General features: G+C 72.0%; 11 protein-coding genes. 4 read left to right on the top strand and 7 right to left on the bottom strand.

The window, feature by feature from the left end:
* Positions 1–22: 22 nt before the first annotated feature.
* Positions 23–1,507 (top strand): cobyric acid synthase, encoded by a 1,485-nt coding sequence (locus tag ABN273_RS29280; RefSeq protein WP_349452261.1) that lies wholly within the window; start codon positions 23–25, stop codon positions 1,505–1,507.
* On the opposite strand, the gene ABN273_RS29275 is transcribed toward ABN273_RS29280, so the two are convergent.
* The 5 genes from ABN273_RS29275 to ABN273_RS29255 form a co-directional block, all read right to left on the bottom strand.
* Positions 1,452–2,510, bottom strand: a complete 1,059-nt coding sequence (locus ABN273_RS29275) for a 1-acyl-sn-glycerol-3-phosphate acyltransferase (protein WP_349452260.1) — start codon at positions 2,508–2,510, stop codon at positions 1,452–1,454. The two genes, ABN273_RS29280 and ABN273_RS29275, sit on opposite strands and share 56 nt — an antisense overlap.
* Before the next feature lie 27 nt (positions 2,511–2,537).
* On the bottom strand, positions 2,538–3,350 hold the full coding sequence (locus ABN273_RS29270; protein WP_349452259.1) for a patatin-like phospholipase family protein: 813 nt from the start codon (positions 3,348–3,350) through the stop codon (positions 2,538–2,540).
* 105 nt (positions 3,351–3,455) lie between these two features.
* Positions 3,456–4,070, bottom strand: a complete 615-nt coding sequence (locus ABN273_RS29265) for a LysE family translocator (protein ID WP_349452258.1) — start codon at positions 4,068–4,070, stop codon at positions 3,456–3,458.
* Between the two features lie 4 nt (positions 4,071–4,074).
* Positions 4,075–5,022 carry a quinone oxidoreductase family protein gene (locus ABN273_RS29260; RefSeq protein WP_349452361.1) on the bottom strand — a complete coding sequence of 316 codons (948 nt, stop codon included), beginning with the start codon at positions 5,020–5,022 and terminating at the stop codon, positions 4,075–4,077.
* 185 nt (positions 5,023–5,207) lie between these two features.
* Positions 5,208–6,833 (bottom strand): serine/threonine-protein kinase, encoded by a 1,626-nt coding sequence (locus tag ABN273_RS29255; protein WP_349452257.1) that lies wholly within the window; start codon positions 6,831–6,833, stop codon positions 5,208–5,210.
* A gap of 195 nt (positions 6,834–7,028) precedes the next feature.
* Between ABN273_RS29255 and ABN273_RS29250 the strand changes: the two genes are divergently transcribed.
* Together ABN273_RS29250 and ABN273_RS29245 are read left to right on the top strand one after the other, a co-directional pair.
* A complete protein-coding gene (locus tag ABN273_RS29250) occupies positions 7,029–7,295 on the top strand; it encodes a DUF6504 family protein (RefSeq protein WP_349452256.1) in 267 nt (88 codons plus the stop codon).
* Positions 7,295–10,936, top strand: a complete 3,642-nt coding sequence (locus ABN273_RS29245; RefSeq protein ID WP_349452255.1) for a DNA polymerase III subunit alpha — start codon at positions 7,295–7,297, stop codon at positions 10,934–10,936. The genes ABN273_RS29250 and ABN273_RS29245 overlap by 1 nt, the downstream gene beginning before the upstream one ends.
* 40 nt (positions 10,937–10,976) lie before the next feature.
* Here the strand turns inward: ABN273_RS29245 and ABN273_RS29240 are convergent, their stop codons facing one another.
* Together ABN273_RS29240 and ABN273_RS29235 are read right to left on the bottom strand one after the other, a co-directional pair.
* Positions 10,977–12,923 (bottom strand): FtsX-like permease family protein, encoded by a 1,947-nt coding sequence (locus ABN273_RS29240; RefSeq protein WP_349452254.1) that lies wholly within the window; start codon positions 12,921–12,923, stop codon positions 10,977–10,979.
* A 37-nt stretch (positions 12,924–12,960) separates the two neighbouring features.
* Complete coding sequence (locus ABN273_RS29235) at positions 12,961–13,641, bottom strand: ABC transporter ATP-binding protein (protein WP_349452253.1); 681 nt, start codon at positions 13,639–13,641, stop codon at positions 12,961–12,963.
* Positions 13,642–13,733: 92 nt separating this feature from the next.
* Here ABN273_RS29235 and ABN273_RS29230 point away from each other — a divergent pair, with 92 nt between their 5' ends.
* On the top strand, positions 13,734–14,381 hold the full coding sequence (locus ABN273_RS29230; protein WP_349452252.1) for a response regulator: 648 nt from the start codon (positions 13,734–13,736) through the stop codon (positions 14,379–14,381).
* Positions 14,382–14,405: the final 24 nt, after the last annotated feature.

Genomic DNA, 14,405 nt, shown 5'->3' with positions numbered 1-14,405 from the left:
AGCGCTCCGATACGGTGATCGCATGGTCAGAGGCGGGTTGCTGGTGGCGGGGACCACGTCCGACGCGGGCAAGAGCGTGGTGACCGCCGGCATCTGCCGGTGGCTGGCCCGCAGAGGCGTGCGCGTCGCGCCCTTCAAGGCGCAGAACATGTCGCTCAACTCGTACGTCACCGCGGAGGGCGCCGAGATCGGCCGGGCGCAGGTCATGCAGGCGCAGGCCGCGTACCTGGAGCCGGTGGCGGACATGAACCCCGTCCTCCTCAAGCCGGGCAGCGACCGCCGCAGCCAGGTCGTCCTCATGGGCAGACCGGTGGCGGACGTGGACGCGATGGAGTACGGCGCGCTCAAGGACCTCCTCCGCGCCACGGCTCTGGAGGCGCTGGAGAGGCTCAGGAAGCGGTACGACGTGGTGGTGTGCGAGGGCGCGGGCAGCCCCGCCGAGATCAACCTGCGTCGCGGCGACATCGCCAACATGGGCCTGGCCAGGGCCGCCGGCCTGCCGGTGATCGTGGTCGGCGACATCGACAGGGGAGGGGTGTTCGCCGCGTTCTACGGGACGGTGGGCCTGCTGGACGCCGACGACCAATCGCATATTTCCGGATTCGTCGTCAACAAGTTCCGCGGCGCCCGTGAGCTGCTGGAGCCCGGGCTCGACATGCTCAGGCAGCTGACGGGGCGTGCGGTGTACGGCGTCCTGCCCTGGCTCGACGGGCTCTGGCTGGACGTCGAGGACTCGCTCGCCCTGGACAGCCGCAGGGTTGCGGTGCGCGCGCCGTACGGCCGGCAGACCCTCAGGGTGGCGGTCGTGCGGCTGCCGAGGATCTCGAACTTCACCGACCTCGACGCCCTGGCCGCCGAGCCGGGGGTCGTGGTGCGCTTCATCACCGATCCGGTCGAACTGGACGACGCCGACCTGGTGGTGCTGCCCGGGTCGAGGGCCACGGTCAGCGACCTGGCGTGGCTGCGTGCGCGGGGGCTGGCGGCGGCGATCATCGACCGGGCGGGGCCCGTGCTGGGGATCTGCGGCGGGTTCCAGATGCTCGGCCGGGAGATCGTGGACGAGGTCGAGTCGGGGGAGGGGAAGGTCGAGGGGCTCGGCAGGCTGCCGGTGCGCGTCGAGTTCGCGGAGGAGAAGCGGCTCGGGCGGCCGGAGGGCACGGCGTACGGGCAGCCGGTGCGCGCGTACGAGATCCACCACGGGGTGGCCTCGGTGGACGGGGGCGAGCCGTTCCTCGACGGCTGCCGGGCCGGGAACGTCTGGGGCACCGCCTGGCACGGCGCCCTGGAGAACGACGGATTCCGCCGGGCGTTCCTGGCCGACGTGGCCGAACGGGCCGGGCGCGACTTCGTACCGGCTCCGGACACGGACTTCGCGGGGCTCAGGGAGGAGCGGCTCGACGCGCTCGGCGACCTCGTGGAGCGGCACCTCGACACGGACGCGCTGCTCCGTCTCATCGAGCACGGCCCTCCGGACGTCCCGTTCCTGCCCCCTGGCGCACTTCGTTGACGGCGCGGGCCTGGCGTTGGACGTCGATCCAGGCGTCGATCTGTTCCCAGTGGTCGTACAGCCACCGGATCCGCTCCGCCCGCTCCCGCGGCACCTCGGCGGCCGGCACCCGCCACCACTTCGCGGTGATGTGAGCGCTGACGGGCAGTTTGCGCCAGACGTCCGCCAACGTGATGAGGTCGTCGAGCCCGGTGTGTGCGACGAAGATGACGTCCGCCGACGGGCACGCCTCGAGAGCCGTGATGGCGCCCTTCGGCCTGGGCGGCAGCAGGTGGTCCAGGCCGCGCGCCCGCTCGGCCTCCTCGGCCAGCCCCTTCTCCTCCAGCCGCCTGATCGCCAGCCCGCGGCGGCGCGGGGTGAAGTTGCCGCCCTCGGGGAAGATCACCAGGGCGTCCTGATCGCCCATCGTCGCGGCGAGGCGGCGGATCTCCTCGATGATCCGCTCCTGTCCGGACTCGCGGGGGACGAACGCGTTCGGCAGCCGGTTGATCACCACGTCCAGCGAGGGGTCGTACTGGAGCGCGGCCTTCATGACGATGCGTGGCCGCCGTTCATATATCGCTAGAAGGTGATAAATCAGCAAAAATGAGTCGCCGGGCCCCGCATGCCGCGCCAGCACGATGACCGGCCGGGTCAGCCGGGCGGCCCGCTCCTCGGTCGTCAGCTCGGGCTCCTCGATCTCCAGGGTCAGCCGGAAGATCCGCACCGCATTCGCGTACACCCTGGACAGGAACCATCTGATCAGCGCGTAGTGCCGGTCCTGGCGCCGGGCCCCGCCCGCCACCCACAGCCACAGGCAGGCGATCAGCACGGCCGACTCCAGAGCCAGCCATGCCGTGCCGAACCAGACGAACCTCGGCCCCCGGCGCTGCGGCGGCGGCAGGCGCAGCGAGGCCGCCGCCGTGACGACGAGCCAGAACGGCAGCGTCACCAGCATGAACACGGTCATGACGATGACCAGAGGAGCCAGCACGAGCCGGCGCAGGATACGTGGTGGGAGCACAGCGGCCTCCCTGGAACGGTCTACCTCTCATCCTCCTCTGTTCCGCAAATAGTGCGAAGAGGCGGTGTAGGCCCGCTCGATGCAGGCGGAGATCTGCGAGACGTCGCGGTAGCGCAGCGTGGAGAGCGGCCGGGTCACGCCCGCGGGCAGCACGTGCACCTCCACCCCTGGCGGCAGGCTGGCCATGTCCTCGGCGAAGCGGTGCCTGCGCGCGATCTCGAACGCCACCATGCCCACCTCCCAGAACCGCCTGGGCGGCGACAGCGGCCGTTCGATCCGCCCGACGTGCAGGACGAAGACGCGCTTGGCCCCGAGCCGCACGGCCCGGCTGATGGGGATGCTGTGCACCAGCCCCCCGTCGTAGAAGTGCTCGCCGCCGATCACGACGGGCGGCAGCAGCCCCGGCACCGCGCACGACGCCAGCACCGCCTCCACCAGCGGCCCTTCCGCGAACCAGTGTGCCGCGGCCCGCTCGACCGAGGCCGCCACGCACTGGAAGGGCACCTCCAGGTCCTCGATCTGGGAAATCGGCACGGTCTCGCTCAGAACATCGCGCAACGGTGCGATCGGGTGCAGATGGGTGCCGGTCCTGGCCAGCGTGGACAACCGGGCCACCCATGAGCCGGCGAACGCCGTACGTACGACATCGGAGCGCCACAAGGACACCAGCCGGGCGACCGCCTCGGAAGGGGCGGCGGCGATGACCGCGCCGTTCAGCGCGCCCACGGACGTGCCCACGACGAGGTCGGGGCTGATGCCCGCCTCGTCGAGGGCCTGCAGCATGCCCACCTCGTGCGCGCCGAGCACACCTCCGCCGCCGAGCACGTACGCCGTCTCCACGCAACCCACCCTCTCGTTGCCGCGCCCCGGAAGCAAAGCCATCCGCACGCTGCCTGACCTGCCCGGTGACGGACGGGGGCGGCCGGCCGGCGTGGGTCGCCGGCCTCAGTCCGTGACGGCGAGGCGGATGCCGAAGCCGACGATGACCACGCCAGTCAGGCGGTCGAGTGCGCGCCGTACGGCGGGCGAGCGCAGGAAGCCGCTCATCAACGACGCGAACCCGATCAGCACCACGCTCCACAGCAGCCCCTCGGCCACGTGCACGCCGGCCAGCAGCAGCCCCATGAGCGCGTGCGGCGCCCCGTCCGGGATGAACTGCGGCAGCATGGCCACGTAGAACGCCCCGACCTTGGGGTTGAGCAGGTTCGTGACCAGGCCCCGCGTGAAGCCGCTCATGAACCGCACCGCCTGCTCCGGCTCGTCGTGCGCCGCCTGCCTGGCCAGGATCATGCGCAGGCCCATCCACACCAGGTACGCCACCCCGGCCCAGCGCAGGATCTCGTAGCCGAGCCGGGAGGCGGACAGGAGCGCCGACAGCCCCGCCGCGGTGAGCACGCCCCAGATGAGCGTGCCGACCTGGATGCCGAGCGTCACGCCCCAGGCCGGCCACCTGCCCGCCAGCACCGACGTTCGCAGGATGAGGGCCGTGTCGAGGCCGGGGGTGAGCGTGAGAAGGGCGACTACGGCGGCGAACGACCAGACTGATCCTGCGATGTCCATGCGGTCAGGGTATGAGGAGGAGTTTCCCTGTCGTGCGGCGGGCCGCCAGGTCCTCGTGCGCCTGCCGCGCCTCGGCCAGCGGGTAGCGGTGCGAGACGTTGATGGTGAGTTGTCCCGCCGCGATCCACCCGAACAGGTCGGCGGCGCGCTGGCGCAGCTCGGCACGCTCGGCTATGTAGTGGACGAGCGAGGGCCTGGTGAGGAAGAGCGAGCCGTGCTTGTTGAGGATCTGCGGATCGATCGGGGGGACGGGGCCGCTCGCGGCGCCGTACAGGGCCATGAGGCCGCGCGGGCGCAGCACCTCCAGCCCGCCGTCGAACGTGGCCTTCCCGACGCCGTCGTACACGACGTCGATCTTGCCGCGCAGCGCCGCCACGAAGTCGTCGTAGCGCAGCACCTCGTCGGCCCCCGCCTCCCGGGCCAGCTTCTCCTTCTCGGCGGTGGAGACGGTGGTGTGGACCCTGGCGCCCTTGAGCTTGGCGAGCTGGATGAGCAGCTGTCCCATGCCGCCGGCTCCGGCGTGCACGAGCACCTCGTCCCCTTCCCGCACCTCGTAGGTGGAGTGGGTGAGGTAGTGGGCGGTCATCCCCTGGAGCATCGCCGCCGCCGCCACGTCGGCCGGGACGCCGCCGGGAACGGGCACCGCCCGATCGGCCGGGATCACGGCCTTCTCGGCGTAGCTCCCCAGGACGTTGGCCCAGGCCACGGTGTCGCCCACGGCCACCCCCTGCACCCCGGGCCCGACGGCGGAGACGGTGCCCGCGCCCTCGGAGCCGATGGGGGTGGGCAGGTTGAGCGGATACGCGCCGGAGCGGTGGTAGATGTCGATGAAGTTGACACCGCTCGCGGCGACGTCGACCAGGATTTCCCCTTCGCCGGGGACCGGGTCGGGCCGCTCGACGTATTCGAGAACCTCTGGACCGCCCTGGGCGGAGACGATGATGGCATGCATACCCATAGTCAACTCCGCGGCTGCCGGATCATTCCACCCGGGTCGAAAGTCGATCGCCCTCCAGCCGCAGTCCGTCAGCCGATCCTGGCCAGGGCGCCCGCCTCCAGGGCCACCCAGATCGCCCCGTCGGGCCCAGCCGTCAGCCCATGAGGCTCGGCCTGCCGCATGGCACCGTCACCGATCCTCTAGGGTTCCTTCTGGCCGCGTAGCTCGAAGTCGTCGAACGTCGTCTTCAGCATCGACCTCTCGTCCTTCGGCGTACGGGCGAAGAGCCCCACGTAGCCGTTCCCGAGCCCGTTCGGGTCATCCACCTGGTGGACCTGCTGGTCGTTCACCCACATCGTCAGCCGCACGGCCGATCCGACCTGCTCGCACGACGCCACCAGCCGGGCCTTGCCGGGCAGCTCGTCCACCTGCACCGGCTGGGCCAGCGTGCCGCCGGCCCCGTCCACGATGCGCCGGATCCTGGCCTTTCCCGTCGTGTCGAGGGCGAACTCGTAGTACGTGTCGTCATCGTCCACGTTGTGGCAGTACACGCCGTACTCGCCGGTGCCGGTGTGCCTCTTGACCTCGGCGGTGACGGCGACGACGACGGAAGACGGCAACATCGGCGTGGGCGTGGCCGAGGGGCTGGGCGTGCCGGTCGGCTTGGCGATGAGGAAGGGTATGGGGGCCTTCGCCCACCGCTCTTCCGATCCCTTCTCGACATCCAGCCCGTATGTTCCGTCCGTCCGGTATCCGTAGCTGGCCGAGGCGTCGGGGTCGTACGTGCCGGTCCAGCCGCCGGAGGTCTGCGTGAAGTCCTCGCGGTAGAGAACGCCCAGGTCGTCGGGCGGCCCGCTGGGGGCGAACACCGCCCACGCGGCCACGGACCCGGCCACGAGCACCGCCGTGGCCGCGGCGATCCCGGCGATCAGCTTGGCGCGGCCGCCCTTGGACGGCTGCTGGACGGACGTGTACGCCGTCGTGGCCTGCTGCCAGGCCACCTGCACGGTCTGCGCCGCCTGCTCGGGCGCGGCCGACCGCCCGACGAGGTGGTCGAGCAGCTGCTGCGCGGTGGGCCGCATGGCCGGGTCCTTGTGCAGCGCCGCCCTGACCAGCTCGCGCAGGGCGGGATCGACGTCGTCCAGGTTCGGCTCGGTGTTGAGCACCTGATAGACGATCGCGGGCAGCGTGTCGCCGCCGAACGGCGCCCTCCCGCTGGCGGCGAACGCGATCAGGCTGCCCCACGAGAACACGTCGCAGGCCGGGGACACCGGCTCGCCCCGCAGCACCTCGGGAGCCATGTAGCGGGGCGTGCCGACCAGCTCGCCGGTGCCCGTGACGCCGCCCAGCGTGTCGAGCGCCCGCGCGATGCCGAAGTCGATCACGCGTGGTCCGACCGGCGACAGCAGCACGTTCGACGGCTTGAGGTCCCTGTGCACCACCCCGGCGCCGTGGATGGCGGTCAGGGCGGTGGCCACGCTGACGGCCAGCGCGTCGAGGCTGGAGCCGCGCAGGGGGCCGGACTGGCCCACGGCCGCTTCGAGGTTCGGCCCCGGCACGTACTCGGTGACGACGTAGAGCTGGTCGCCGTCGAGAGCGGCCTCGAGCACCGCGGCCGTGCAGAACCTGCGCACCCTCCGGGCGGCGTCCGCCTCCCTGCGAAAGCGCATGCGGAACTGCTCGTGCTGGGTCAGCTCCGGGTTGATCACTTTGACGGCGACCCGCTGCCCAGCGGGGTCCTCGGCGAGATGGACCGTGCCCATGCCGCCGCGCCCCAGCACGCTAAGTAACCTGTAGCGCCCAATGTGGGAGGTTTCACCGCTCACGCCGCGCAAGCTTACCGATACGTCGCGGGCCTCGCAGGTGGACGTGTACGCCCTTGTGTGAGGGAAGGAGCCGGGGTGACGAACCCAGCGTACGACTTGCGCTGGAAGCCGTAAGAACATATGTTCGACTTATAAGCGCACCCGTCTTCCCCCGGGTGGCTCAGCATACGACCAGAGCCGCGGGGAGAAAGCGTCTTGAGCAGACTCTATGGCGATCCGATAGAGGTGTGGACCAGGGACGGGGAGCCGACCCAGTTCGTCTGGCGCGACCGGCTCTATCTCGTCCGCCGGGTCCTCGACCACTGGGTGGTCGCGCGCGAGTGGTGGAAGACCGGCGACGGCGATCCGGGTGAGCGCAAGTTCTGGCGGGTGGAGGCCAGCCCCGGGCGTGAGGTGGGCTCGTACGAGCTGCGTTACGACACCGCCGGCAGCGGCTGGCTGCTCCTGAGGGCGTGGGACTGATGGCGCCGCCGTTCCCGCACCTCAGCGTGTGCTCCGCGTACTCCATGCGCTTCGGCACGGCCTTCCCCCAGGCGCTGGTGAGCCGGGCGGTCGAGCACGGGATGGACATCCTCGCCCTGACCGACCGCGACGGGCTCTACGGCGCGATCAAGCACGCCCAGGCGTGCGCGGAGGCCGGGATCTCCGCGGTCTTCGGCGTGAACCTGGCACTCGACGCCCTACCCCCGCTGCCGGGGCTCGGGGTGCCCGGGCTGGACATGCCCGGGCGGCGCGCGCCGCGTCCCAAGACCGGGCCGGACGCCGAGGACCGCGTCACGGTGCTGGCCCGCGCCAAGGGCTGGTCCCGCCTGTGCCGCCTGGTCACGGCCGCGCACTACGCGGCCGAGCGCGGCACGCCCAGGGTGAGCCGCGAGCTGATCGGCGAGTGGGCGGGAGGCCCGGGCGGGGAGCACGGGTTCGGCGCCGAGGACGGGCTCGTGGTGCTGCTCGGCCCCAGGTCCGACGTGGGCCGCGCGGTGGCCGAGCGGCGCGACGAGCACGCCAGGACGCTGCTCGGCCTCTGGCGCGCCGCGGTGCCCGGAGTGGTGATCGAGCTGGTCGACCAGTACGGCTTCCGCGACGCCACCACGGCCGTGCGCATGCTCGGCCTGGCCGAGTCCATGGGCGTCCCCGCCGTGCTGACCAACGCGGTGCGCTACCTCGACCCGGCCGACCACCAGGTCGGCGACGTGCTCGACGCGGCCCGCCAGCTCGTCCCGCTGCACCCGCGCCACCTGGACCGCATGACCTCCCACGCCTACCTCAAGAGCACCAAGGAGATGCGCCAGGTGGCGACCAAGGTCTGCGGCGCGGACCAGGAGCGGGTCGCGCGGCTGCTGTTCACCACCAGGCGGCTGGCCGAGGCGTGCTCGGTGAACCCGGACGGGCTGCTCGCGCTGCGGAGCGACCCGCCCGACCTGCACCTGCCCGAGATCGGCCGCGACCCGGTGCCGCTGCTGCGCCACCGGGTGGAGGACGGGCTGATCAGACGCGGCCTCGACCGCTCCGGCGACGCCAGACGACGCCTCAGGGACGAGATGGCCATCATCGAGCGCAAGCGCCTGTCCGGATATTTCATCGCCGTCGCCGGCATCACGGACATGATCCGCGGCATGGGCGTCCGCTGCGCCATCCGCGGCTCGGGCGCGGGCAGTCTGGTCAACTACCTCATCGGCATCGGCGAGGTGAACCCCCTCGACCACGGCCTGCTCATGGAGCGCTTCCTGTCGGAGGGCCGCGTCGGGCTGCCCGACATCGACGTGGACGTGGAGTCGGCCCGCCGCCTCGACTGCTACAAGGCCATCTTCGAGCAGTACGGCGAGGCCCGCGTGGCCTGCGTGTCCATGATGGAGACCTACCGGGCGCGCAGCGCCATCCGCGACGTCGCGGGGGCCATGGGCCTGCCGCCGCACGAGATCGACGCCATCGCGAAGGCGTTCCCGCACATCAGGGCCAAGCAGATCACCGCGTCCCTGCACGACCTGCCCGAGCTGCGCGACAGCCGGCTCGGCGAGGCAGGGCTCGACCGGGTGTTCCGGCTGGCGGAGAGGCTCGACGGGCTGCCCAGGCACATCGCACTGCACCCGTGCGGCGTGCTGATCGGCAACGGGGGCCTGCGGGACAGGACGCCGGTGGAGCGCAGCCTGCTGGAGTTCCCGATGTCGCAGTTCGACAAGGACGACGTGGAGGAGGCCGGGCTGCTCAAGCTCGACGTGCTGGGCGTGCGGATGCAGTCCGCGATGGCGTACGCGCTGAGCGAGATCAAGCGGGTGGACGACGTGGTGGTCGAGCTGGACACCCAGAGCGGGGACGACCTCGGCGTCCAGTACGTGCCGCACGACGACCAGGACACCTACGACATGATCTGCGCCAGCCGCACCCTCGGCTGCTTCCAGATCGAGTCGCCGGGGCAGCGCGAGCTGGTCGCCAAGCTGGAGCCGCGCAAGATGCACGACCTGATCGTGGACATCTCGCTGTTCAGGCCGGGGCCGGTCAACTCCGACATGGTCACCCCCTACCTGGAGGCCAGGCACGGGTGGCGCAAGCCGTACTACCCGCATGAGAGGCTGCGGGGCCCGCTGAAGGAGACGCACGGCGTCGTGGTCTTCCACGAGCAGGTGCTCAGGGTCATCGAGGTGATGACGGGGCGGGACCTGTCGTTCGCCGAGATGTTGCGGCGCACGCTGGCCACGCCGGAGGGGCGGGAGCTGGTGCGCAAGACGTTCGTGCCCATGGCCAGGGCCAACGGCTTCGACGACGCGGCCGTCGAGCGCGCCTGGCAGGTGCTGGACGCGTTCGGGGCCTTCGGCTTCTGCAAGGCGCACGCGGCGGCGTTCGCGCTGCCCACGTACCAGTCGGCCTGGCTCAAGCGGCACCACGCGGCGGCGTTCTTCGCCGGGGTGCTCACGCACGAGCCGGGCATGTACCCGCCGCGCGTCATCATCGACGAGGCCAGGCAGTGCGGGATCAAGATCCTGCCGCTCGACATCAACAAGTCGGGCAAGGACTGGCAGGTGGAGCGGCTCGGGCTGCGCGTGCGTCCATCCTCGCTGGCGGGCGCCTCCTCCCCGGTGCGCAGGGAGTTCAAGATCGGGGAGATCGGCAAGGGGTACGCGTTGCGGGTGCCGTTCTCGGCGGTCAAGGGGGTGAGCGAGGCCGAGGTCGAACGCATGATCGCGGGGCAGCCGTACACGTCGCTGGCCGACTTCTGGGACCGTGCCCGGCCCTCCCGGCCGACCATCGAGCGGATCGTCCAGGTCGGCGGGCTGGACGCGCTCCACGACCTGCACCCGGGCGGGCCCCGCTGGCGTCCCGGCGAGCTGACCCGCCGCGACCTGATCGCCCAGGTGGGCACGCTCGAGCGGGGCTCGCCGATCGGCGTGTGGCCGGGCGCGCACGCCTCCAGGCGCTACACCTCGCGGCCCGCCAGCGTGCAGGCGCCGTCGGTGCAGCTCCCGCTGGGCTTCACCGAGCACCTGCCGCCGGGGGAGCTGCCCGAGATGACGGAGACGGAGATGGTCGAGGCCGAGCTGGAGATCCTGGGCATCGACATCAGCCGCCACGTCATCAGCTTCTACGACGAGCTGCTCGACGGGATCGGAGTGGTACGTTCCAGGGATCTCCTGAAGCAGCGCAATGGAGCGTGGGTGCTGGTCGCGGGGGTCAAGGTGGCCACGCAGACGCCTGCCGTGCGCTCGGGGCAGCGGGTCATCTTCACCACGCTCGACGACTCGACGGGGCCGGTCGACCTGACGTTCTTCGAGTCGGTGCAGGGGCGGTGCGCGGCGACGGTGTTCGGCTCCTGGCTCATGGTGGCCAAGGGGGTGGTCAGGCGCACGGGGACGCGGGCGGTGTCGCTGCGGGCGGTGGACTGCTGGAGCCTGTCGGACCTGGCCACGCTCTGGCGCTCGGAGGGCATCGAGGCGGTCCGCGCCCTGCTCGCGCAGCCGCCGGCCAAGGCCGCGGGGGTGACGGGCCGCAAGATCGAGTACGCCAACGGCTTCCGCCTCTCGCCCTACTCCGACCTCGGTCCCGCCATCACCACCCCGCCCGGGCGACTCTGGCACGCCAGCCCGGGCAGCTCCGGCCCCACAGCGGCCTGACGCGCCGCCTCGCCGGCGGGCCGCAGGCGCGTCCGGACGGTCAGTCGGGGCGCGGGGCCGGGTCGGCGGTCACCGAGCGGAGCAGGGGCCGGCTCAGCGCCCCTGCGGCGATCACGCCGGCGAAGCCCACGACGACGCAGCCCACCAGCGTGAGCACGCCCACCGCGTTGATCCCGCCGATCATGAACGGCACCGCGCAGAACACCCCCACCAGGATCGCCCCGCCCCCCATGACCGTCAGCGGGATGAGCGTCTCCGCCCGCCGGGCCCGGTCGAGCACCTCCAGCGGCGTGCCGGCCAGCCGCAGCAGCCCGTACGTCTGCCGCCGGTCCAGCACGGACGACGCGGCCGTGATCCCCGAGCTGGCGATGGCCACCAGGAACGACACCGACAGCACCACGATCGTGCCCACCCGGACGTCGGAAAGGAGCTGATTGCCGAACCGCTGGTCGTCCGTCCCCGTCGTCGGAGTACGCCCGGGGACGAGCCCGGCGAGCGCGGTGCGTGCCCGGTCGACCGTGGCCGTGTCGGCGTGGCTGCCCAGGGCGGCGACCACGACGCGGTCAGCGGACCGTCCGGTGACCTTCACCGTCGCGGTGACCCCCGCGGCCCGCAGCCGGTCGCGGGCCTGGTCCGCGACGGCCGCCGCCTGCGCGGCGGGCGCGGAGACCCGGAGCTGGGCAGGCGCCTGGTCGCCGTCGAACGCGGCCGGGCTGAGCAGGCCGAGGAAGCCCGCGACGAAGCCGGTCAGAGCGACGCCGCTCACCGTGCGCCAGGCGGAGCGCGGATCGTCGACCAGCCGGCGGCCGGCCAGCAGCCGCGCGGGCGCCCAGGCACTGCGGGCGGTGATCCGGCCGATCATGCCGATCACCCACGGACCGGCCAGGTTGATGCACAGGAACGCCAGCCCGAGAGCCACCGACACGATGGCGACGCTGGTCCCCCTGGTCAGCATCGGGAACACCGCCAGCACGGCCACGAGCGCGAGGACCCGTACGAACCGCATGCCGGGCGGCGTCTCACGCTTGGCCACCCCGAGCGGGCTCACCACGACCCGCCGCAGCCCCACCACGGCGGACAGGCCCACCAGCAGCGGCACCGCCACCAGCACCGTGGCCAGGATCAGCGGGGAGGGGAACAGGTCGGAGACGAACCATCCACCGCCTCCGATCGGGATGCGGGCCAGCAGCGGCGCGGCGAGCGCGTAGCCGACGGTGCCGAGCAGCGCGCCCGCCAGCGCGACGATCACCGCCTCGGCCACGGTCATGCGGACGACCTGCCCCGGCGTCGCGCCCACCAGTCTGAGCGTCGCCAGCCGCTGGTCGCGCCTGGCGACCGTGAGCCGGGCCGCCGCGCCGCCGAACACCAGCAGCGGCACCACCATGAGCACGCTCGCGACGAGGGTGAGCGCGCGGTACGCCTCGGAGTCCTCCGACGGGGCGCCCGCGAGACCGGCCACCCGCGCCGGCCCCTTGCCGATGATCCAGTCGTCGCTGCGCGCGGCCGTCATCTCGGGCGCGTCCGGCTTGTGGCCGACGACCGCGACCAGCTCGCCCGGGTAGACCAGCGCCTCATCGCCCAGTACGCCCCTGGGACCGGGGTAGCGCTCGGCGAGCTGGTCGGCCGGGAGCTGCCTGGCCAGCTCGGCCAGCGCCGGGGACAGCCACACCTCGCCAGGAGCGGGGAAGCGGGGCAGCCCGGGTGGCGGGGGCGCCCCGGCCTCGAGCGCGGCCAGGTCGACGACGGTGATCGCCTGCTCGCCGACGAAGTCGAAGCGGGCCGCCTCGATCGCGACCGCGCCTTCCTTGGCAGGAACGGGGTTGCGCCAGGCGCCGCGCTCGCCCCTGGCCTCGAAGGCGTAGTTCGCGGCCACGGCGAACAGCAGCAGCGCCGTGGCCACGGCGACGGCGCCCAGCGTGAGCCAGGTGCCCAGCATTCCCTTGCGGCCGCCGCCCTTGAGCAGCCGCCAGGTCAGGTCGAGGTTCACGCCGTCCTCCGGGGTGCCGGGAGCGTCAGGTCGAGGTTCACGCGCGTGCCCCGCTCGCCGCCAGGAGGTGGCCGTCGCGGACCTCGACCGTGCGGTCGCACCAGGCGGCCACGTTCGGGTCGTGGGTGACGACGATCAGGCAGGCGCCGTTGTGCTTGGTCGCCTCCACGAGCAGGCGCATCGTGTCCTGCCCGGTCTGCTGGTCGAGCGCGCCCGTGGGCTCGTCGGCGAACACCACGGCCGGCTTGCTGACCAGCGCCCGCGCGATGGCCACCCGCTGGGCCTGCCCGCCGGACAGCTCACCCGGCCGCCTGGCCTCCATGGAGTGCAGGCCGAGGGGCGCGAACCACTCGCGCGCCTCGTGTACCGCCTGGGCCCTCGGCACCCCGCCCAGCATGAGCGGGAGCGCCACGTTCTCCTCCGCGGGCAGCTCGGGCAGGAGCTGGCCGAACTGGAAGACGAAGCCGAAGCGGGTGCGGCGCAGCGCGCTGCGCTTGCGCTCACCCATCGCGTCGATGCGCTGCCCGAGCAGGTGCACCTCGCCCGCGTCCGGCTTCATGATCCCGGCCAGGCAGTGCAGCAGGGTCGACTTGCCGGAACCGCTCGGCCCCATGATCGCCACGGCTTCGCCGGCCCGTACCGTGATGTCCACGCCGCCCAGGGCGACCGCCTGCCCGAACCTCTTGGTCAGGGCTCTTCCAACAAGCACGTCGTTCATGCCGTACAGACTTCCGGCCGGGCAGGGGGCGGCGGATCGGCCGTGCGACCATTTCCGCCTCGGCCGAACGGCTGATCCTTAAAGTAAGGGCCGTGACTATTCGGGTTCTCATCGCCGACGACCAGCAACTGGTACGAACCGGCTTCCAGATGATTTTGGACGCACAACCGGACATGGAGGTCGTCGCCGCGGTGGCCGACGGCGCGGAGGCGGTGTCCGAGGCCAGGCGGCTCAGGCCGGACGTATGCCTGCTCGACATCAGGATGCCCAAGCTCGACGGGCTGGAGGTGACCCGGGCGCTGGCCGGTCCCGGGGTGGAGAACCCGCTGCGGGTGGTCATCGTCACCACGTTCGACCTGGACGAGTACGTGTACGGAGCCCTGCGCTCCGGCGCGACCGGCTTCCTGCTCAAGGACAGCGGGCCCACGCTGCTGATCGAGGCGGTCAGGGCCGCCGCGGCGGGCGACGCCCTGGTGTCGCCCTCGGTGACGGTACGGCTGCTGCAGCACCTGGCCCAGCCCAAGCGGGCCGCGCCTCCCATGAACGACCCGCTGACCGACCGCGAGCTGGACGTCGTGCGCCTGATAGCCAGGGGCCGCACCAACCAGGAGGTGGCCGCGGAGCTGTTCGTGTCGCTTTCCACCGTGAAGACGCATTTGGGGAGCATCTTCGCCAAGCTCGGTGTCCGCAATCGAGTTGAAATCGCAGCTTGGGCGTGGGAATCCGGCGTCGTGAGCTGATTAACAACGGGGCTCCCGGGATAC

The sequence above is a fragment of the Nonomuraea sp. B19D2 genome (assembly GCF_040137845.1).
In the GTDB taxonomy this organism is placed as follows: Bacteria; Actinomycetota; Actinomycetes; order Streptosporangiales; family Streptosporangiaceae; genus Nonomuraea.
The sequence above is the reverse complement of the archived record's forward strand: the minus strand, read 5'-3'. Positions and strand labels throughout refer to the sequence as shown.

Coding starts and splice junctions, on each gene's coding strand:
- ABN273_RS29260 (WP_349452361.1), bottom strand. CDS start 5,022: ATGCATGCCATCATCGTCTCCGCCCAGGGCGGTCCAGAGGTTCTCGAA.
- ABN273_RS29280 (WP_349452261.1), top strand. CDS start 23: ATGGTCAGAGGCGGGTTGCTGGTGGCGGGGACCACGTCCGACGCGGGC.
- ABN273_RS29245 (WP_349452255.1), top strand. CDS start 7,295: ATGGCGCCGCCGTTCCCGCACCTCAGCGTGTGCTCCGCGTACTCCATG.
- ABN273_RS29265 (WP_349452258.1), bottom strand. CDS start 4,070: ATGGACATCGCAGGATCAGTCTGGTCGTTCGCCGCCGTAGTCGCCCTT.
- ABN273_RS29235 (WP_349452253.1), bottom strand. CDS start 13,641: ATGAACGACGTGCTTGTTGGAAGAGCCCTGACCAAGAGGTTCGGGCAG.